Raw genomic sequence first — 19,351 nt, forward strand, 5'->3', positions numbered from 1 at the left:
ACTTGAGGCAGATGTTGGCCCATGCCCCGTAAAACCTGGCGCGCTGCGCTTGCTGCCTATGCCAGCCCGTCAACATTGGTACTTTTGCTACTCGGTTTCGCCGCCGGCCTACCCTACATGCTGGTGTTCTCGACCCTGTCGGTATGGTTGCGCGAAGCCGGCGTTGCCCGTGAAACCATCGGTTATGCCAGCCTGATTGGCTTGGCCTACGCCTTCAAGTGGGTCTGGTCACCGCTGCTCGACCAATGGCGCTTGCCGCTGCTTGGCGGCCTCGGGCGCCGGCGTTCGTGGCTGCTGTTGTCGCAAGCACTGGTGGTGATCGGGCTGGTCGGCATGAGCCTGTGCGACCCGCAACAGCATCTCTCCTGGCTGATCGCCATGGCCGTACTGGTGGCCTTCGCCTCGGCTACCCAGGACATCGCTGTCGACGCCTACCGCCTGGAAATCGCTGATGACCAGCGCCAGGCCGCGCTCGCAGCCAGTTACATGGCCGGCTACCGGGTGGCTGCCTTGCTCGCCACGGCCGGTGCCCTGTTCTTCGCCGAGTGGTTCGGCTCTACCGGCTTCAGCTACCTGCACAAGGCCTGGGCCGGCACGTACGTGATGTTCGGGGTGATGATGCTGCCCGCCCTGTTCACCACGTTGGTCATGCGCGAACCATCAGTGCCCATGCGCACCCAGCTATCGGCAGCGCGCTACGGGCTGGTGCACCAGATGGCCTCGGTGTTCGTGCTGATCATCCTGCTGGTCTCGGTACCGGCCAGCTTCACCCAGATGTTCAATACCGGTTGGTCCAGCGTGATCTCCGGTGATGCCACGCCGCTCGACCTGCTGCTGGAAGACCGCGCCTTCCTGCGCCTGATCCTCTACGTGCTGCTGTCCTGGGCCTGCCTGTCGAGCCTCGGCCGTCGCGGCCTGGCCCCCGTGCTGACCCCGATCAACGACTTCATCACCCGCTACCGCTGGCAGGCTCTGCTGCTGCTGGGCCTGATCGCCACCTATCGCATGTCGGACACGGTGATGGGGGTGATGGCCAACGTGTTCTATATCGACATGGGCTTCACCAAGGACCAGATTGCCAGCGTCAGCAAGATCTTCGGCCTGGTCATGACCCTGGTCGGCGCCGGGGTTGGCGGCCTGCTGATCGTACGCTTCGGCATCATGCCCATCCTGTTCATCGGCGGCGTAGCCTCTGCCGGCACCAACATCCTGTTCCTGATGCTGGCTGACATGGGGCCGAACCTGGAAATGCTGGTGGTGACCATCTCACTGGACAACTTCAGCTCCGGCATGGCTACCTCGGCCTTTGTCGCCTACCTGTCAAGCCTGACCAACCTGAAGTTCTCGGCGACCCAGTACGCGCTGCTCAGTTCGATCATGCTGCTGTTGCCGCGGCTGATTGGCGGGTATTCGGGCGTTATTGTGGAGAAGTTCGGCTACCACGACTTCTTCCTGATCACGGCGCTGCTGGGGGTGCCTACGCTGATCCTGATCGCCCTGCAGTGGCATCAGGAAGCCGGGCGGGGGACGCCGGTGGCGGACGACCACTCGGTGGCTGAGCGGCCCTGAAGCTTTGTATTGCCTGTGCTGGCCTCTTCGCGGGTAAACCCGCTCCTACAAAGCGGCGCGGCCCTGTGTAGGAGCGGGTTTACCCGCGAAGAGGCCGGCCCCGGCAATACCGATTATCGAGCTACAGCCCCTTCCCCAGGCCGCCCACCCACCACAAACCACAGCGGCCACAGCGCCAACGCCCCCGCCACCCCCGCCGCCAGGGCAAAATGCAGCAAGCTGGCACCGGCGCCAATCATCGCCAGCAGCGCTCCGCCAAACCCCAGCAAGGCAATCGTGATCATCCCCAGCATGGCCGAAACCAGCCCCTTGCTCTGTTCGCTGGAGAACAGCGTCATGCGGTACAGCACTGCATTGGCCACGCCCAACCCCAGCGCGTACAGCGACATGCCGGCCACCACACTGGTCACGCTCGGCCAGTACCAGGTCGCCAGCACCATCAGGCACAGGCCAGCCAGGTATGGCCAGAGCGCGCCACGCACCAGGGCTGGCAGCGGGTAGCGATCGGCAATACGGTTGATGATCAGGTTACCGAGGATCAGCCCGCAAAAAACCGGCAACTGCCACAAGGCATACTCCAGGGTACTCAACCCCTCATCGTGAATCAGCAGCACCGGCGACAGGCCAATCCAGCCAATCAGCGGCAATCCGACCAACCCAAGGGCGGCGCTGCCTGCAACGAAGCGGCGGTTGCCCAGCAACTGGCCATAGCCCGCCAACAGTGGCAGCAGGTGAATCGGCGTGAACGCCAGCCGCGAGCCGTCACGGCGCTCCACGCCCAGGGTTTCCGGCATCAACCGGTACAGCAGCAGCCAGGTCAGCACCGCGCCGATGGCGAATGCCACGAACAGCCAGCGCCAGTCCAGCCATTGCAGCAGCAAGGTGCCCACCAGCGGCCCGAGCAGGGGCGACAGCAAGGCGATGTTGGCCAGCAGGGCCATCATGCGTACAGCATCAGCCTCGCTGAAAGCCTCGTTCAGGGCTGGGTAGCTGACGGTGACCACAAAGCCCAGGCCAATGCCCTGCAACAGACGCAACAGGTTGAACAGGCCGATGTCCTGGACCCAGAAGGTAGCCAGGCAGGCCAGGCCAAAGAATGCACAACCGACCAGCAGCAGCGGGCGCCGTCCATAACGGTCGGCCAACGGGCCGATCAGCCATTGCAGTACCACGCCCCCCAGCAGGTACAGGTTGAGGGCATGGGGTATGTATTCGGGGCTGGCGTCGAGGTCGCTGACCACGACCGGCATGGCCGGCATGACCGCGTCGCTGGCCAGGTAGGTCAGCAGTTCGAACAAGGCCAGGGTCAGGCCGAACAGCAAGGCACGCAGAGGGGTGATATACAGCAGTGGTTTCATGATGGCGTATCGGGTGTGGCGGGCGGGGTCACGCTATATGCCAGAAATGGCTGGAAATTGCTGTGAGCAAGTGTAATCAGGGTCGGAAAAAGCTGGGGCCGCTTTGCGCCCCGGCTTGAACGCGGCATTACTGCGTTGCAGTCTCCTGCACCACGCGAATAACCCGCTGCGGAAACGGAATGTCGATCCCTTCGGCCTTCAACCGGTCACGCGCATACTCGTTGAGCATGAACATCACGTCCCAGTAATCGGAGGTCTTGGTCCACAAGCGCAGCGATACGGTGATCGAGCTGTCGCCCAGCGTCGACACGACCGCCTGCGGTGCCGGGTCTTGCAGAACACGCGGGTCCTTTGCCAGTTCCAGCAACACATTGCGGGCCTTCTGCAGGTCGGCCTCGTAGTCAACGCCCACATCGAACACCACCTTGCGCGTCGGCTGGCGGTTGGTGTTGGTAATGATGCCGTTGGACAGGCTGCCATTGGGCATGATGACCGTCTTGTTGTCACCGGTGCGCAGCACGGTGTGGAAGATCTGGATACTGTCGACGGTGCCGGCAACGCCCTGCGCCTCGATCCAGTCACCGATACGGAACGGGCGGAACATCAGAATCAGCACACCACCGGCGAAGTTCGCCAGGCTGCCCTGCAAGGCAAGGCCGATGGCCAGGCCTGCGGCACCGATGGCGGCGACGAACGAGGTGGTCTCGATGCCGATCATCGAGGCCACGCTGACCAACAGCAGCACCTTCAGCACGATGTTCGCCAGGGTGCTGATGAAGCCCTGCAGCGCCAGGTCGGCGTTGCGCAGGCCCACCAGCTTACCGAGGCGGGCGCTGACCTTGTTGATGATCCACCAGCCGACCGCCAGGGTCAGCAGTGCCAGCAGCACACGGCTGCCGTATTCCATGATCAAGGGAATCCACGTCTGGGATTGGCGGACGAGCTGATCGACTTCAGCGTTCAAATCCATATTCATCTCCTGATGCCGAGCGGCAAGTACACGGTTGAACAGGCCGCGCGTGTTATTACGCAACCCCGGCCCCCATGGACATCATTTGGCCATCGGGGTTCCGGGCCACCCCCGCATCAGTCGCGGAAGTTGTTGAACTGCAGCGGCATGTCGAATTCCTTGGTGCGCAGCAGGGCAATGGCTTCCTGCAGATCGTCACGTTTCTTGCCGGTTACCCGTACCTGCTCACCCTGGATGGCGGCCTGTACTTTCAGCTTGCCATCCTTGATGGTGGCAACGATCTTTTTGGCCAGGTCCTTGTCGATGCCTTCGCGGAACTTGGCTTCCTGTTTCTTTTCCTTGCCGGAGGCGTAGGGGTCCTTGGTTTCCAGGCACTTCACGTCGATCTTGCGCTTGACCAATGCCAGGCGCAGGATCTCCAGCATCGCCTCGAGCTGGAACTCTTCCTCGGCGGTGAGCATCACGGTCTGCTCTTTGTCCTTGAACTCGAAGGTGCCTTTGCCCTTGAGGTCGTAGCGGCGGTCCAGTTCCTTGATGGCGTTGTCGACCGCGTTCTGCACTTCGTGCTTGTCCAGTTCCGATACCACGTCGAACGAAGGCATGGTTGTTCTCCCAAAATAAAAGCGCGCTCAGGCTGAAGATGGAGCGCGCTGGGTTTGAAGGTTAAAATGCGGGCTCATTATAACGGGTTGCGAAACGCATATGAGCAGCACCTGGCATATTCTCGGCGCCGGTAGCCTTGGCAGTCTGTGGGCCTGCCGGCTGGCACGCGCAGGCAAGGCTGTGCGCCTGATCCTGCGTGACGGGCAACGGCTGCAGGCCTATCAGCAGGCCGGTGGCCTGACCCTGGTCGAGCAGGACCAAACCCGGCGCTACGCCATACCGGCCGAAACGGCACAAGCGCAAGGCCCGATCCACCGGCTGCTGGTGGCCTGCAAGGCCTATGACGCTGCCCCGGCGATTGCCGGTGTAGCGCCACGGCTGGCCGAGAGCGCCGAAGTGCTGCTGTTGCAGAATGGCCTGGGCAGCCAGGATGAAGTCGCCGACCTGGTGCCTCACGCTCGCTGCATCTTCGCCTCCAGCACCGAAGGCGCCTTCCGCGAGGGGGACTGGCAGGTGCGTTTTGCCGGCCATGGCTTCAACTGGCTGGGCGACCCACGTAACCCCATGATCCCCGCCTGGTTCGATGACCTGCACGAGGCCGGTATCCCCGCAGAATGGACAGTAGACATACTGACCCGCCTGTGGCGCAAGCTGGCGCTCAATTGCGCCATCAACCCGCTGACCGTGCTTCATGATTGCCAGAATGGCGGGCTGCTGGGGCACCTGGGTGAAGTGCAGGCCCTGTGCGTCGAGCTGGCCCGCCTGCTGCGCCGTTGCGGCCAGCCGCAAGCAGCCGAGGGGCTGGAGGAAGAAGTGCAGCGGGTAATCCTCGCCACCGCAGCCAACTACTCTTCCATGTACCAGGACGTGCATGCAGGACGGCGCACCGAGTTGCACTACCTGCTCGGCCATGCTTGCCGCGCTGCGGGCCGTCATGGCCTGCAACTGCCGCAGCTGGAACACCTGCTGCAGCGCTTGGTCGAAAACCTGCGCGCGCGTGGTTTGCCCTGCGACTGACGCGGCCCTTCAACCGGATACGGACATTGCCTTGCCCATGACCTTGCGCCAACGCCTGGAAAACCTCCCGGTCGGGCAGAAGCTGCTGGCGGCCCTGCTGGTATTGCTGGTGACCATCTTGCTGATGGCCAACCTCACCTTCATCAGCGCCGCCTACTGGATCACCCAGGAAAGCATGGCGCCCCAGGCCATGCAGACCATCGGCCGGCTGGTGGCCAATCCTCAGCTTGCAGCCCGCGCCGGCGACACCCCGGAAACGGCCCGTGCCCTGCTCAAGGAACTGGAAAGTTACACACCGCTACGCGCCGCCGCGGTCTACGGTGGCGATGGCCGAATGCTGGCGCAGTTGCAGCATGGCGAGCCGCTGGCCCTGCCCAAGCGTTTTCGCAACATCGACGGCTGGCGCCTGATGGAGTTTCGCAGCACTCAGTTGATCCGCATCCCCCGCGATGCCAACCCACCGGCACATTTGCTGTTGGTAGCCAGCAGCGAACTGCCCACGGCCTTCTACACCGGCACACTCAGTGCCAGCCTGGGCATCCTGGTGTTCAGTGTCCTGCTATGGATCGTCATCGCCCGGCAGATCAAACGCCTGATCACCCAGCCGATCAACCAGCTTGAGGAGCTCAGCCGCCAGGTTACCCGCGAAGAGAGCTACGCCTTGCGCGCCCAGCGCGGCAACGACGATGAAATCGGCAGCCTGGCCGAGGCCTTCAACACCATGCTGTCGCGCATCGAGGCCCGCGAGCAGCAGCTCAAGAGCGCCCGCGACGAGTTCCAGAGTGCCTACGACCAGGCTCAGGGCCTTGCCGAAGAAACCCGCCACACCAACCGCAAGCTGGAACTGGAAGTACAGGTACGCAGCAAGATCGAGAAAAAGCTCACCGGTTTCCAGAACTATCTCAACAGCATCATCGACTCGATGCCCTCGGCACTGATCGCCCTCGACGAACAGCTTTACGTGACCCAATGGAACCACGAAGCCACGGTGCTTTCCGGCACGCCACTGGACGAGGCACTTAACCAGCCGGTGTTCATTGCGTTCGAGCCGTTGAAGCCGTTCCTCCCGCAACTGAAGGAAACCGTGGAAAAACATCGAGTGGCGAAGATCGAGCGGGTAACCTGGCCCAAGGGCGACGACCTGCGCCACTACGCCCTGACCTTCTACCCACTGACCGGCGGCGGCGGGCGCGGCGTGGTCATTCGTATCGACGACATCACCCAGCGTCTGTCATTGGAAGAAATGATGGTGCAATCGGAGAAAATGCTCTCGGTCGGTGGTCTGGCTGCCGGCATGGCGCACGAAATCAACAACCCGCTGGGCGCTATCCTGCACAACGTGCAGAACATTCGCCGACGCCTGTCGTCCGACCTGCCGCGCAACCAGGAACAGGCCGAAGAGCTGGGCATCGACCTGGCCACGATCAACCGCTACCTGGACAGCCGCGAGGTGCCGCAACTGCTCGACGGCATTCAGCAGGCCGGCGCCCGGGCGGCGAAGATCGTCACCCACATGCTCAGCTTCAGCCGCCGCAGCAACCGCCAGCTGGTGCCATGCGAGCTGCCGGCACTGATCGATCAGGCGCTTGAAATTGCCGGCAATGACTTCGATCTGGCCATCGGCTTCGACTTCAAGGGGCAAGCCATCGTGCGCCAGTTCGACCCCGACCTGGGGCCGGTGCCATGTACCGCCAACGAGCTGGAACAAGTACTGCTCAACTTGCTGAAGAACGCAGCCCAGGCCATCCACCAACGCCCGCAACCCAGCGAGCCCGGACGCATCACACTGCGCACCCGGCTAAACCCGCCATGGGCGGAAATCCAGGTCGAAGACAACGGCGTCGGCATGCCCGAGGCAGTGCGCAAGCGCACCTTCGAGCCGTTCTTCACCACCAAGGAAATCGGCCAGGGTACCGGGCTGGGCCTGTCGGTCTCCTACTTCATCATCACCAACAACCACAAGGGGCAGATGGAAGTGCAATCCACGCCAGGCCAAGGCACCTGCTTTACCCTACGCCTGCCCCTCACCCAGCCGGCAGCGGCGGTGCCGGCCAGAACGGAGCAATGACATGGGCTACCGCCTTTCGAAGATCTATACCCGCACCGGCGACAAAGGCGAAACCGGCCTGGGCGACGGCCGTCGAGTGCCCAAGGACCACCCGCGGATCGAAGCGATTGGCGAGGTGGACAGCCTGAACAGCCAGTTGGGGTTGCTGCTGGCGGGGCTCGCCGAGCATGGGCTGAATGAAGTGACCACAGTGCTGGCGCCGTGTCAGCACCGCTTGTTCGACCTGGGTGGTGAGCTGGCGATGCCCAGTTACCAGGCGTTGAACCTGGCAGAAGTGGAACGCCTGGAGGCGGCCATCGATGTGTGGAACGAAGAGCTGGGGCCGCTGAAGAACTTCATTCTGCCCAGTGGTTCGGCGCTGGTGGCGCAGGCGCATGTGTGCCGCAGTCTGGCGCGCAGTGCAGAGCGCCGGTGTCAGCAGTTGAATGCCATGGAGCCACTGGAAGGCGTTGGTCTGGCGTATATCAACCGGCTTTCCGACCTGCTCTTTGTGGCAGCACGGATCATCGGGCGGCGGCAAGGCATTGCAGAAGTGTTGTGGCAGCCCGCCCCCAAACCTGAAGGCTGATACTAAAGGGGGCTGCTTTGCAGCCCCTTGACTCAAACCTCGGGCCAGAACGCCCGGATCCCGGCTACACCCTGTGCCCCGGCTTCCCAGGCCTGCTCGCGCTCACTCGGCCCTACCCCACCCAGCAGGTAAACCGGCTTGTTGAACCCGGCAGTCAACCGCTGCGCCTCATCCCATCCCAACGGCACCGCCTCTGGGTGAGTCTGGGTCGCCTGCACTGGCGACAGGGTGACAAAGTCCACGCCCATCTGCTCAGCCAGCGCCAGCTCTTCGGCACTGTGGCAGGATGCCGCCAACCAGCGCTCCTTGGGGAACGGTCGGCCCCTGGCGGCGTACTTGCGCAGCTGCGCGGCCGTCAGGTGCCAACCGGCCGCCGGGAAATCACCCAGCCATTCCAGTGGCCCTTTCAGCATCAGCTGCGCCTTGCCCGCACACAGCCCGACCGCATCCACCGCCACGTCGCGGTACTTGGGGTCGTACATGTCCGGGGCACGCAACTGGATCAGGCGAATGCCATTGGCCACCGCCTTCTGGATGCCCTTGAGCAGCTGCGGCACCTCCAACCCATCCGGGGTGATCAGGTACTGGTCCGGCAGGCGCGCAGCGGCGACGATCGGTTTGTTGGCCTCGGGGAATTCGTACTGCGGCAAATCGCGCGGGGCAACCCATTCCAGCGGCTGGCCTTCGGCACCATGGGGTTCGCCAGTGAACGCTTCGACCTCGCGCACGTCCAGCAGCACCTGCTTGTCCGGGTAGTCATGGCTGACCTTGATCAGCGCACGCGACCGGCTTACCTCGATGCCCAGCTCCTCGCGCAGCTCGCGGGCAAGCGCTGCTTCGACGCTTTCGCCTTCTTCCACCTTGCCACCGGGGAACTCCCACAAGCCGCCCTGGTGCTGGGTATCGGCACGGCGTGCGATCAGAATACGGCCATCAGCACCGCGAATGACGGCCGCTACTACATGAATCCGTTTCACGCTTTACGCTCCTCCAGGCCTGCCTGTTGCCATGCCTGGAAGGCTGGCCACTGATAAATGGTCTCGATGTAGGCTGCCGCCTCAGCGGGGACTTCTACGCGGTAGGTGCGCAGGCGCACCGCCACCGGGGCAAAGAAGGCATCGGCCAGGCTTGGCTTGCCGAACAGGAACGGGCCGCTGTCCTTGGCCACCACGCGGCATTCGGACCACAGCGCGACGATACGGTCGATATCGACCTGCACGTCCAGCGGCACAGTGTCCAGCGCCTGGTCACGCGACAGGTCGAACGGCATGGCACCGCGCAGGGCGAAGAAACCGCTGTGCATCTGCGCGCAAGCCGAACGGGCCTGGGCGCGGGCGGCTGCGTCGGCAGGCCACAGCTGGGCGTCGGGGTGCTGTTCGTTGAGGTATTCGGCGATGGCCAGGGAATCGGCGATCACACCGTGCTCGGTCTTGAGCAGCGGCACCTTGCCGGTGGAGGAGAAAGCGAGGATGCGCTGGCGGGTATCAGGCTGGTTCAGCTTGATCAGAGTTTCTTCGTAGGGCACGCCAGCCAGCTCGAGGGCCAGGGCGCCACGCAGCGACCAGGAGGAGTACAGCTTGTCGCCGATGATCAGGTGATAGCTCATGGTTCGGCTCCATCAGGTTTGTCTTGCAAAACCCGCAGGCCGCTGCGCGGCCTTTCGCGGGCAAGCCCGCTCCTACAGGGACCGCACCGCTCCTGCAGGCATTGCAACACCTGTGGGAGCGGGCGTGCCCGCGAAGAGGCCTTCGGATCAGTAGATCAGGTACGGTACTCGGCGTTGATCTTCACGTACTCGTGGGACAGGTCAGTCGTCCAGATGGTTTCGCTGCACTGGCCACGGCCCAGTTCGATTCGGATGGTGATCTCTTCCTGGGCCATCACTGCCGAACCCTGCGCTTCGGTATAGCTCGGGCTGCGGCCGCCTTTGCTCGCGATGCAAACGCTGTCCAGGTAAACATCGATCAGGCTCACATCCAGCTCCGGTACACCGGCACGGCCTACGGCGGCGAGGATGCGGCCCCAGTTCGGGTCGGAAGCGAACAGCGCGGTCTTGATCAGCGGCGAGTGGGCCACGGCGTAGCCGACGTCCAGGCACTCCTGGTGGTTGCCACCACCGTTGACCTGCACGGTCACGAACTTGGTCGCACCTTCGCCGTCACGGACGATGGCCTGGGCCACTTCCATGCACACTTCGAACACGGCCTTTTTCAGCGCTTCGAAAAGCGCGCCGCTGGCTTCGGTCACTTCCGGCAGGTCGGCCTTGCCGGTAGCGATCAGCATGCAGCAATCGTTGGTCGAAGTGTCACCATCGATCGTGATGCGGTTGAACGACTTGTTGGCGCCGTCCAGCATCAGGTCCTTGAGTACCTTTGGCGCCACCTTGGCGTCGGTGGCGATGTAGCCCAGCATGGTCGCCATGTTCGGGCGGATCATGCCTGCACCCTTGCTGATACCGGTAACGGTGACGGTCACGCCATCGTGCTGGAACTGGCGGCTGGCCCCTTTGGGCAGGGTGTCGGTGGTCATGATGCCGGTAGCGGCCTCAGCCCAGTTGTTTTCCGACAGGTTGTCGAGGGCGGCCTGCAGCGCGCCTTCGATCTTTTCGACCGGCAGCGGCTCGCCAATCACGCCGGTGGAGAACGGCAGTACCGACTCGGCCGGTACGCCAGCCAGTTCGGCCAGCTTGGCGCAGGTGCGCTCGGCGGCGGCCAGGCCTGGCGCGCCGGTGCCGGCGTTGGCGTTACCCGTGTTGGTCAGCAGGTAGCGCACGGTGCCCTGTACACGCTGTTTGGACAGGATCACCGGCGCCGCGCAGAAGGCGTTGAGGGTGAACACGCCAGCCACGCTGGAGCCTTCGGCACAGCGCATGACCACCACATCCTTGCGCCCCGGGCGCTTGATACCGGCAGAAGCGATACCGAGTTCAAAACCCGGAACCGGGTGCAGGGTGGGCAAAGGACCAAGACCAACAGCCATTAGAGCGCTCCTAGAAAAAACGATGATGTCGAAAAAGGGGCCGCTTCGCACCCCATCGCGACACAAGGCCGCCCCCACAAGGATCGCGCCCGTTCATGGACGAGCGCGGTACCTGTGGGAGCGGCCTTGTGTTGCGAAAGGGCCGCAAAGCGACCCCAGGCTTGTACAACGTAAGGTTCAGATCACTCGATCTGACCGTGGCAATGCTTGAACTTCTTGCCCGAACCACACCAGCACGGCTCGTTGCGGCCCAGCTTCTGGTCATTGCGTACTGGCGCCGAGGCTACCGCTACTTCGGCACCCTCCTCGCTCAGTTGCTCGCTTCCCAGGCCCGGTGCAGCGGCGTGCTGGAACTGCATGCGACTCGCCAGCTCTTCGGCCTCGCGGCGCAGGCGAGCTTCTTCTTCGGCCGGGTCTTCGCGGCGAACCTGTACGTGCGACAGCACACGGATGGTGTCGCGCTTGATCGACTCCAACAGCTCCTGGAACAGGCTGAACGACTCGCGCTTGTACTCCTGCTTCGGGTTCTTCTGCGCATAACCACGCAGGTGAATACCGTGACGCAGGTGGTCCATGGTCGACAGGTGGTCTTTCCACAGGTCGTCCAGTACGCGCAACAGAATCTGCTTCTCGAAGGTTCGCAAGGCCTCGAGACCGGCCTGGTCTTCCTTCTCGGTGTAGGCCGTGGTGATCTCGCTCAGCAGCTTCTCGCGCAGGGTCTCTTCGTAGAGGTGATCGTCCTCGTCGAGCCATTGCCGGATTGGCAACTTGATGGCGAAATCGCTGGCCAGCGAAGCCTCCAGGCCGGCTACGTCCCACTGCTCTGGCAGCGACTGCGGCGGAATGTGCTGGCTGATGGTAGCGTCCAGTACTTCCTTGCGGAATTCGACGATGGTGTCGCCAATGTTCTCGGCGGCCAGCAGGCTGTTGCGCATGTGGTAGATCACCTTGCGCTGCTCGTTGGCGACGTCGTCATATTCGAGCAATTGCTTACGAATGTCGAAGTTGCGGCCTTCGACCTTGCGCTGGGCTTTCTCGATAGCGTTGGTGACCATGCGGTGCTCGATGGCCTCGCCCGACTGCATGCCCAGTGCCTTCATGAAGTTCTTCACCCGGTCAGAGGCGAAGATGCGCATCAGGCTGTCTTCCAGCGACAGGTAGAAGCGGCTGGAACCCGGGTCGCCCTGACGACCGGAGCGGCCGCGCAGCTGGTTGTCGATACGGCGCGATTCGTGGCGCTCGGAAGCGATTACATGCAGGCCACCCGTCTCGATCACTTGCTGGTGACGCTTCTGCCAATCGGCCTTGATCTGGGCGATCTGCTCGGCTGTCGGGTTTTCCAGGGCTGCCACTTCGGCTTCCCAGTTACCGCCAAGCAGGATGTCGGTACCACGGCCAGCCATGTTGGTGGCGATGGTCAGTGCACCTGGCGCGCCTGCTTGCGCGATGATCTCGGCTTCCTTCTCGTGATACTTGGCGTTGAGCACCTTGTGGTCGATCCCTTCCTTTTTCAGGAGGTTGGACATGTGCTCGGAAGTTTCAATGGTCGCGGTACCTACCAGCACCGGCCGGCCCAGCTTCATGCTTTCCTTGATGTCGGCGATGATCGCGGCGTATTTCTCGTCAGCGGTCAGGTACACCAGGTCGTTGTAGTCCTTACGCGCCAGTGGCTTGTTCGGCGGAATGACCATCACGTTCAGGCCGTAGATCGACTGGAACTCGAATGCTTCGGTGTCGGCGGTACCGGTCATGCCGGACAGCTTGGTGTACAGGCGGAAGTAGTTCTGGAAGGTGGTCGAAGCCAGGGTCTGGCTCTCGGCCTGGATGTTCAGGTTCTCTTTGGCTTCGATGGCCTGGTGCAGGCCCTCGGACAGGCGACGGCCCGGCATGGTACGGCCGGTGTGTTCGTCGATCAGCAGAACCTGGCCGTCCTGGACGATGTACTCGACGTTGCGGTGGAACAGCTTGTGTGCACGAAGACCGGCGTAGACGTGTGTCAGCAAGCCCAGGTTGTGCGCGGAGTACAGGCTCTCGCCTTCAGCCAGCAGGCCCGCCTGGGCCAGCATCTCTTCGATGAACTGGTGACCGGCTTCGTTCAGCTCCACCTGGCGACTCTTCTCGTCGATGGTGAAGTGGCCTTCCTGGGTGACCTGGCCTTCGACCTCTTCGATGTGCTGGGTGAGGCGCGGGATCAGGCGGTTGATCTCGATGTACAGCTTGGAGCTGTCCTCGGCCTGACCGGAAATGATCAGCGGGGTACGCGCTTCGTCGATGAGGATGGAGTCGACTTCGTCGATCACGGCGAAGTTAAGTTCACGCTGGAACTTCTCGTCCTGGCTGAACGCCATGTTGTCGCGCAGGTAGTCGAACCCGAATTCGTTGTTGGTGCCGTAGGTGATGTCGGCTGCATAGGCGGCGCGCTTTTCTTCCGGCGGCTGGAAGGCCGAGACGATACCGACCGACAGACCGAGGAACTCGTACAGCGGGCGCATCCAGTTGGCGTCACGGCGCGCCAGGTAGTCGTTGACGGTGACCACATGCACGCCCTTGCCGGACAATGCGTTGAGGTAGACGGCCAAGGTACCGACCAAGGTCTTGCCTTCACCGGTGCGCATTTCTGCGATCATACCCTCGTGCAGGGTCATGCCGCCAATCAGCTGCACATCGAAATGGCGCATGCCCATTACGCGCTTGCCGGCCTCGCGGGCCACGGCGAAGGCTTCGGGCAGCAACTGGTCCAGTGTCTCGCCTTTGGCCAGGCGTTCCTTGAACTCTGCAGTCTTGCCCCGCAGTTGCTCGTCGGAGAGGGCCACCATCTTCTCTTCGAAGGCATTGACGATACTCACCGTCTTGAGCATGCGTTTGACTTCACGCTCGTTCTTGCTTCCAAAAAGTTTTTTTAACAAAGGCGCAAACATATCGGCAGGATCTTCCACACTTAGGGATGGAGGGCGGCCCCATGAGTCGCCCGTGCAGCCCATAGGCCGCATGCGAACGAGCATTCTACCCGGAAACGATGGTGAGGAAAGTGGTGGATTTCCACGATGCTGATACAGCGTTTTGGCAGGGGCCTGTTTTAGATAGGGGCATTTTCACTGAGTTCAAGGCTTGGCAACATGAAAGCTATCGAGAACCAGTCTTGTCTTTGGCTGCCTGTGCCGGCCTCTTCGCGGGTGAACCCGCTCCTACAAGATACCGATAACCCTGGCAGGAGCGGGTTCCCCCGCGAAGAGGCCGGCACAGGCAACGGAGATGTTAGACTGTGCCCACGTCACTTCACGCGTACCCCCATGGCCTACAAACCCTCCCCCGCCCAGCCACCTTCCGCCCTGCTGCGCCAGGTGCGCCCGCTGCGCCTGCTGCTGAACCAGGCCGAGCGCCTGGAGCACTTGCAGCGCCTGCTGGAAAGCCAGTTGCAACCGGCTGCCCGCGAGCACTGCCATGTGGCGTCCTGGCGCGATGGTACTTTGTTGCTGGTGGTTACCGACGGCCATTGGGCAACCCGCCTGCGCTACCAGCAGAAGCGCTTGTTGGCGGCCCTGCAGGCCATGGAAGCATTCGGCAACCTCAGGCGCATCCTGTACAAGGTACAGCCGCCGCTGGTACCGGCCAAGCGTGGCGGGCATGCGGCCGAGCTTTCGAACAGCGCGGCCGAGAGCCTGCGCGACACCGCCGAGGGCATTACCGACCCCAAACTGCGTGCCGCACTGGAACGGTTGGCGGCCCACGCCCAGGGCAAGCCATAAAAAAGGCCACCCGAAGGTGGCCTTAATGAACTAGAGAGTGTTCGAACTTACACGGCCGCAACAGGGCGCATGTACGAGATCGGTGCCGTGCTGGCATCTTCGAAAGTGACCACTTCCCAGGCATCGGTTTCAGCAATCAGCTTGCGCAACAGCTGGTTGTTCAGCGCGTGGCCGGACTTGAAGCCCTTGAACTCGCCGATCAGGCTGTTGCCTAGCAGGTACAGATCGCCGATGGCGTCGAGGATCTTGTGCTTGACGAATTCGTCTTCGTAACGAAGGCCGTCTTCGTTGAGCACGCCGTCCTCATCGACCACGATGGCGTTCTCGACACTGCCACCCAACGCAAGGTTGTGCTTGCGCAGGTACTCGATGTCACGCATGAAGCCAAAAGTACGCGCGCGGCTGACTTCCTTCACGAACGACGTGCTGGAAAAGTCGACGCTGGCGCTCTGGGTCCGGTTGCGAAGCACCGGGTGATCGAAATCGATCTCGAAGCTCACCTTGAAACCTTCGAAAGGCAGGAACGTGGCGCGCTTGTCGCCCTCTTCCACGGTTACCTCACGCAGGATGCGGATGAACTTCTTGGCTGCGTCCTGTTCTTCCAGGCCGGCAGACTGAATCAGGAATACAAAAGGACCGGCGCTGCCATCCATGATCGGCACTTCCGAGGCGGAGAGCTCGACGTAGGCGTTATCGATGCCCAGACCCGCCATGGCGGAGAGCAGGTGCTCGACCGTATCGACCTTGACGTCACCGTTGACCAGCGTCGTCGACATGGTTGTCTCGCCGACGTTGGCCGCACGCGCAGGGATCTCGACCACAGGGTCGAGGTCGGCGCGGCGGAAGACGATGCCGGTGTCAACAGGTGCAGGCTTGAGGGTCAGGTAAACCTTCTCCCCGGAGTGCAGACCGACACCTGTGGCACGGATGGTATTCTTCAGGGTGCGTTGTTTAATCATGGCATTGGCCGCTTCAGCGCAAATTGCGAACAGGTATCAACAAAGGCTGGGGATGATAACAGACCCAACCTTTGATGAATACCAATCACCTTTATACCCCTGATAAATTCCATTAATCAGCCTGACGACGCAGGAATGCCGGGATATCGAGGTAGTCCAGGTCATCCTGAGGGTTCAGTTTAGCGGCTGCGGCAGCACCTGCATGCGCCTGGTTGCGCATGACGGTCGGGCGCTCCAGGTCACGGTAGTTGACCGCTGGCTGCTCCTGGCGCACCGGCGCAGGATTGGACGCTTCGTACGCCTGCTGGGCAGTCTGCAGGGTATTGTCGACCACCTTCACAGGCTTCTCGATGCGTGCGCCCAGACCAGTGGCCACAACGGTCACGTGCAGTTCGTCGCGCATGTCCGGGTCGATCACGGTGCCGACCTTGACCATCGCGTGGTCGGAGGCGAAGGCTTCGATGATGCTACCCACGTCGGAGTACTCACCCAGCGACAGGTCCGGGCCTGCGGTGATGTTCACCAGGATACCGCGGGCGCCCTGCAGGTTGACGTCTTCCAGCAGCGGGTTACGGATAGCTGCCTCGGTGGCTTCACGCGCACGGTTCGGGCCGCTGGCGCAGCCAGTACCCATCATGGCCATGCCCATTTCACCCATCACGGTGCGCACGTCGGCGAAGTCGACGTTGATCATGCCTGGGCGCTTGATGATGTCGGAGATACCGCGTACGGCACCGGCCAGTACATCGTCAGCCTTGGCGAAGGCGGACAGCAGGCTGGCATCCTTGCCCAGGATGGTCAGCAGCTTCTCGTTGGGGATGGTGATCAACGAGTCGACGCTTTCAGCCAGCATGCGGATGCCTTCATCGGCGATCTGCATGCGCTTGCGGCCTTCGAACGGGAACGGACGGGTCACCACTGCAACGGTGAGGATACCCATTTCCTTGGCCACTTCGGCAATGATTGGCGCTGCACCGGTACCGGTACCGCCACCCATGCCGGTGGTGATGAACACCATGTTGGTGCCCTGCAGCACTTCGGCAATGCGCTCACGGTCTTCCAGCGCGGCCTGACGGCCGACTTCCGGATTGGCACCGGCACCCAGGCCCTTGGTCACACCCGTGCCCAATTGCAGGATGGTGCGCGCGCCAATGTTTTTCAGCGCCTGGGCATCGGTGTTGGCGCAGATGAATTCCACGCCTTCGATGCTGCTCTTGACCATGTGATTGACGGCGTTGCCGCCACCACCACCAACGCCGATCACTTTAATGACCGGACTTTGCGGGACGTTGTCTACGAGCTCGAACATTTTCCCTCTCCTTACAGTTCTCTAGTTGTTGCGCCTACCACTACTGCTTTGAAACTTAGAAGTTGCCCTGGACCCACTTCTTGAAGCGTTCAAGCACTGGGGCCTTCGGTTCATCGCCATAGCTGTTGCTGCTGCTGTTGCTGTTACCGGTCAGGGCCAAGTCCTCGGACTGCTTCAGCAGGCCGTAGGTGAGCAAGCCCACACCAGTGGAATAGATCGGGTTGCGCACCACGTCGCTCAGCCCCCGAACGCTGTGCGGCACGCCCAGGCGTACCGGCATGTGGAAGATTTCCTCGGCCAGTTCGACGGCGCCTTCCATCTTCGCGGTGCCGCCGGTGAGGACGATGCCGGCGGGCACCAGGTCTTCGTAGCCACTGCGGCGCAGTTCGGCCTGGATAAGGGTGAAGAGCTCGTCGTAACGTGGCTCCACCACCTCGGCCAGGGCCTGGCGCGACAGCTCGCGCGGTGGGCGATCGCCCACGCTCGGCACCTTGATGGTCTCGCCAGCGCCAGCAAGTTTGGCCAGGGCACAGGCGTAGCGGATCTTGATTTCTTCGGCGTACTGGGTCGGGGTACGCAGGGCCATGGCGATGTCGTTGGTCACCTGGTCGCCAGCAATCGGGATGACCGCCGTGTGGCGGATGGCACCCTCGGTGAAGATGGCGATGTCGGTGGTGCCGCCACCGATGTCCACCAGGCACACGCCCAGCTCTTTTTCATCATCGGTCAGTACCGAGTAGGCCGAAGCCAGCTGCTCGAGGATGATGTCGTCGATTTCCAGGCCGCAGCGGCGCACACACTTCTCGATGTTCTGGGCGGCGTTGACTGCGCAAGTGACCACGTGAACCTTGGCTTCCAGGCGCACGCCAGACATGCCCAGCGGCTCGCGCACGCCTTCCTGGTTGTCGATCACGTAGTCCTGCGGCAAGGTGTGCAGCACGCGCTGGTCGGCCGGAATCGCCACGGCCTGGGCGGCGTCGAGTACGCGCTCCAGGTCGGCCAGGCTGACTTCGCGGTCACGGATGGCGACGATGCCGTGAGAGTTCAGGCTGCGGATGTGGTTACCGGCCACACCGACGAACGCCGAGTGGATACGGCAGCCGGCCATCAGCTGCGCCTCTTCCACGGCGCGCTGGATCGACTGCACGGTGGACTCGATGTTCACCACCACGCCTTTTTTCAGGCCACGGGACGGATGGGTACCGATCCCGACGATTTCCAGGGTGCCGTCTTCGCCCACTTCGCCCACCAGCGCCACCACCTTGGAGGTGCCAATGTCCAGCCCGACGATCATTTTGCCGCTATGCGCGTTTGCCATGGTCCTGCCTCTCTCTAATTCTTCGCAACGGCGGGTTGGGCCGTCGTCGGTGCAATCGGTTCCCGCCAACCAACGGCAAGTCCGTTGGAATAACGCAGATCAATGCGGGCGATAGTGGTGATCTGGTCTTTGAGTGTCTTGTCGTAAATGGCAATGAAACGGCGCATCTTCTCCACCAGATGATCGCGCCCCAGCAGCAACTCGATGCCTGGCCCGGCACTGCTCGCACCGGTGGTCAGGAACCAGCTGCCTCGCTCGCGCAGCTCCAGGCGAGCGATGGAAAAGCCCAAGGGGCGCAGCATCTGGCTCAATACCTGATACTGCTGCATGACTTGTTGCTGAGCACGCTGCGGCCCGGCCAGCTGCGGCAGGTGCTCATAGTTGGCCAGCTCGCGCGGGGTGAAAGCCTGACCCTGGTTGTTGAGCAGGGCTGCGTCCCCCCAGCGTGCCACCGGCAGCTGCTCTTCAAGGCGGATCACCACCTCGTCGGGCCACACCCGGCGCACTTCGGCGTGGGCGATCCACGGCATCTGCTCGAGCTCGGCGCGCATCGCCGGCAGGTCGACGCTGAAGAAGCTCGCCGCCACGTAGGGCGCGATACGCTGCTGCACCGATTGCTGACTGATGTAGCTGAGGTCGCCCTGCACATCGATCTTGCTGATCGGGCGGTCGGCGTACGGCATCAGGCGAACGGCGCCCTCGTAGGCACCAAAGCCGGCCGCCACCAGCAACACCGGCCACAGCAAGCGCTTCAGGCCGCCCAGGCTTGGCCGGGGCAGGCGCGCCGATACGGGCTCGTCGGCCACCAGCCGGCTGGCACCACGCGGCACCGGCTTGCTACGGCCGGTAACGGGTTGCTGCTGACGTATCATCGCGCCTTGCATGGT

General features: G+C 62.6%; 16 protein-coding genes. 5 read left to right on the top strand and 11 right to left on the bottom strand.

Annotation, left to right across the window (positions count from 1 at the left end; all coding sequences use genetic code 11):
- Positions 1-21: 21 nt before the first annotated feature.
- Positions 22-1,569 (top strand): AmpG family muropeptide MFS transporter, encoded by a 1,548-nt coding sequence (locus tag LU682_RS24610; RefSeq protein ID WP_010952469.1) that lies wholly within the window; start codon positions 22-24, stop codon positions 1,567-1,569.
- 113 nt (positions 1,570-1,682) lie between these two features.
- Here LU682_RS24610 and LU682_RS24615 read toward each other — a convergent pair whose 3' ends face one another.
- The 3 genes from LU682_RS24615 to LU682_RS24625 form a co-directional block, all read right to left on the bottom strand.
- Positions 1,683-2,927 carry an MFS transporter gene (locus LU682_RS24615; protein WP_010952468.1) on the bottom strand — a complete coding sequence of 415 codons (1,245 nt, stop codon included), beginning with the start codon at positions 2,925-2,927 and terminating at the stop codon, positions 1,683-1,685.
- Between the two features lie 127 nt (positions 2,928-3,054).
- Positions 3,055-3,897, bottom strand: coding sequence for a mechanosensitive ion channel family protein (locus LU682_RS24620; RefSeq protein WP_003251892.1), 843 nt, complete (start codon positions 3,895-3,897; stop codon positions 3,055-3,057).
- A 116-nt stretch (positions 3,898-4,013) separates the two neighbouring features.
- On the bottom strand, positions 4,014-4,499 hold the full coding sequence (locus LU682_RS24625; protein WP_003251890.1) for a YajQ family cyclic di-GMP-binding protein: 486 nt from the start codon (positions 4,497-4,499) through the stop codon (positions 4,014-4,016).
- A gap of 100 nt (positions 4,500-4,599) precedes the next feature.
- Between LU682_RS24625 and LU682_RS24630 the strand changes: the two genes are divergently transcribed.
- Genes LU682_RS24630 through LU682_RS24640 form a run of 3 tightly spaced genes read left to right on the top strand, consistent with a single transcriptional unit; the run spans position 4,600 to position 8,153 of the window.
- Entirely contained in the window at positions 4,600-5,517 is a 918-nt protein-coding gene (locus LU682_RS24630; protein ID WP_010952466.1) for a putative 2-dehydropantoate 2-reductase, read from the top strand.
- 37 nt (positions 5,518-5,554) lie between these two features.
- The gene (locus LU682_RS24635) at positions 5,555-7,585 is read left to right on the top strand and encodes a sensor histidine kinase (protein ID WP_020193627.1); all 2,031 of its coding nucleotides are present in this window, start codon (positions 5,555-5,557) and stop codon (positions 7,583-7,585) included.
- 1 nt (position 7,586) lies between these two features.
- A complete protein-coding gene (locus LU682_RS24640; protein WP_010952464.1) occupies positions 7,587-8,153 on the top strand; it encodes a cob(I)yrinic acid a,c-diamide adenosyltransferase in 567 nt (188 codons plus the stop codon).
- 32 nt (positions 8,154-8,185) lie between these two features.
- On the opposite strand, the gene LU682_RS24645 is transcribed toward LU682_RS24640, so the two are convergent.
- The 4 genes from LU682_RS24645 to secA all read right to left on the bottom strand — a co-directional run bounded on the left by LU682_RS24645 (position 8,186) and on the right by secA (position 14,050).
- Positions 8,186-9,130 (bottom strand): Nudix family hydrolase, encoded by a 945-nt coding sequence (locus LU682_RS24645; protein ID WP_010952463.1) that lies wholly within the window; start codon positions 9,128-9,130, stop codon positions 8,186-8,188.
- A complete protein-coding gene (locus LU682_RS24650) occupies positions 9,127-9,759 on the bottom strand; it encodes a glutathione S-transferase family protein (protein WP_010952462.1) in 633 nt (210 codons plus the stop codon). The genes LU682_RS24645 and LU682_RS24650 overlap by 4 nt, the downstream gene beginning before the upstream one ends.
- A 155-nt stretch (positions 9,760-9,914) precedes the next feature.
- The gene (gene argJ / locus LU682_RS24655) at positions 9,915-11,132 is read right to left on the bottom strand and encodes a bifunctional glutamate N-acetyltransferase/amino-acid acetyltransferase ArgJ (protein WP_010952461.1); all 1,218 of its coding nucleotides are present in this window, start codon (positions 11,130-11,132) and stop codon (positions 9,915-9,917) included.
- A gap of 182 nt (positions 11,133-11,314) precedes the next feature.
- The gene (gene secA / locus LU682_RS24660; RefSeq protein ID WP_010952460.1) at positions 11,315-14,050 is read right to left on the bottom strand and encodes a preprotein translocase subunit SecA; all 2,736 of its coding nucleotides are present in this window, start codon (positions 14,048-14,050) and stop codon (positions 11,315-11,317) included.
- Positions 14,051-14,422: 372 nt separating this feature from the next.
- Between secA and LU682_RS24665 the strand changes: the two genes are divergently transcribed.
- Positions 14,423-14,878 (top strand): DUF721 domain-containing protein, encoded by a 456-nt coding sequence (locus tag LU682_RS24665; RefSeq protein WP_003251875.1) that lies wholly within the window; start codon positions 14,423-14,425, stop codon positions 14,876-14,878.
- Between the two features lie 47 nt (positions 14,879-14,925).
- Here the strand turns inward: LU682_RS24665 and lpxC are convergent, their stop codons facing one another.
- The 4 genes from lpxC to LU682_RS24685 form a co-directional block, all read right to left on the bottom strand.
- Positions 14,926-15,837: a UDP-3-O-acyl-N-acetylglucosamine deacetylase gene (gene lpxC / locus LU682_RS24670; protein WP_003251873.1), complete on the bottom strand. Its 912-nt coding sequence runs from the start codon at positions 15,835-15,837 to the stop codon at positions 14,926-14,928.
- Positions 15,838-15,949: 112 nt separating this feature from the next.
- Entirely contained in the window at positions 15,950-17,146 is a 1,197-nt protein-coding gene (ftsZ, locus tag LU682_RS24675; RefSeq protein WP_003251871.1) for a cell division protein FtsZ, read from the bottom strand.
- Between the two features lie 55 nt (positions 17,147-17,201).
- Positions 17,202-18,464 (bottom strand): cell division protein FtsA, encoded by a 1,263-nt coding sequence (gene ftsA, locus LU682_RS24680; protein WP_003251867.1) that lies wholly within the window; start codon positions 18,462-18,464, stop codon positions 17,202-17,204.
- A 14-nt stretch (positions 18,465-18,478) separates the two neighbouring features.
- Positions 18,479-19,348 (bottom strand): cell division protein FtsQ/DivIB, encoded by an 870-nt coding sequence (locus LU682_RS24685; RefSeq protein WP_010952457.1) that lies wholly within the window; start codon positions 19,346-19,348, stop codon positions 18,479-18,481.
- Between the last annotated feature and the right edge of the window lie 3 nt (positions 19,349-19,351).

This window comes from Pseudomonas alloputida (genome assembly GCF_021283545.2).
GTDB classification, from domain to species: Bacteria; Pseudomonadota; Gammaproteobacteria; order Pseudomonadales; family Pseudomonadaceae; genus Aquipseudomonas; species Aquipseudomonas alloputida.

Excerpts from the sequence above, each read along its gene's own strand:
- LU682_RS24630 (WP_010952466.1), top strand. The coding sequence starts at position 4,600 with ATGAGCAGCACCTGGCATATTCTCGGCGCCGGTAGCCTTGGCAGTCTG.
- ftsA (WP_003251867.1), bottom strand. The coding sequence starts at position 18,464 with ATGGCAAACGCGCATAGCGGCAAAATGATCGTCGGGCTGGACATTGGC.
- argJ (WP_010952461.1), bottom strand. The coding sequence starts at position 11,132 with ATGGCTGTTGGTCTTGGTCCTTTGCCCACCCTGCACCCGGTTCCGGGT.
- LU682_RS24610 (WP_010952469.1), top strand. The coding sequence starts at position 22 with ATGCCCCGTAAAACCTGGCGCGCTGCGCTTGCTGCCTATGCCAGCCCG.
- LU682_RS24625 (WP_003251890.1), bottom strand. The coding sequence starts at position 4,499 with ATGCCTTCGTTCGACGTGGTATCGGAACTGGACAAGCACGAAGTGCAG.
- LU682_RS24615 (WP_010952468.1), bottom strand. The coding sequence starts at position 2,927 with ATGAAACCACTGCTGTATATCACCCCTCTGCGTGCCTTGCTGTTCGGC.
- ftsZ (WP_003251871.1), bottom strand. The coding sequence starts at position 17,146 with ATGTTCGAGCTCGTAGACAACGTCCCGCAAAGTCCGGTCATTAAAGTG.
- LU682_RS24635 (WP_020193627.1), top strand. The coding sequence starts at position 5,555 with ATGACCTTGCGCCAACGCCTGGAAAACCTCCCGGTCGGGCAGAAGCTG.
- lpxC (WP_003251873.1), bottom strand. The coding sequence starts at position 15,837 with ATGATTAAACAACGCACCCTGAAGAATACCATCCGTGCCACAGGTGTC.
- LU682_RS24685 (WP_010952457.1), bottom strand. The coding sequence starts at position 19,348 with ATGCAAGGCGCGATGATACGTCAGCAGCAACCCGTTACCGGCCGTAGC.
- LU682_RS24620 (WP_003251892.1), bottom strand. The coding sequence starts at position 3,897 with ATGGATTTGAACGCTGAAGTCGATCAGCTCGTCCGCCAATCCCAGACG.
- secA (WP_010952460.1), bottom strand. The coding sequence starts at position 14,050 with ATGTTTGCGCCTTTGTTAAAAAAACTTTTTGGAAGCAAGAACGAGCGT.
- LU682_RS24665 (WP_003251875.1), top strand. The coding sequence starts at position 14,423 with ATGGCCTACAAACCCTCCCCCGCCCAGCCACCTTCCGCCCTGCTGCGC.
- LU682_RS24640 (WP_010952464.1), top strand. The coding sequence starts at position 7,587 with ATGGGCTACCGCCTTTCGAAGATCTATACCCGCACCGGCGACAAAGGC.
- LU682_RS24650 (WP_010952462.1), bottom strand. The coding sequence starts at position 9,759 with ATGAGCTATCACCTGATCATCGGCGACAAGCTGTACTCCTCCTGGTCG.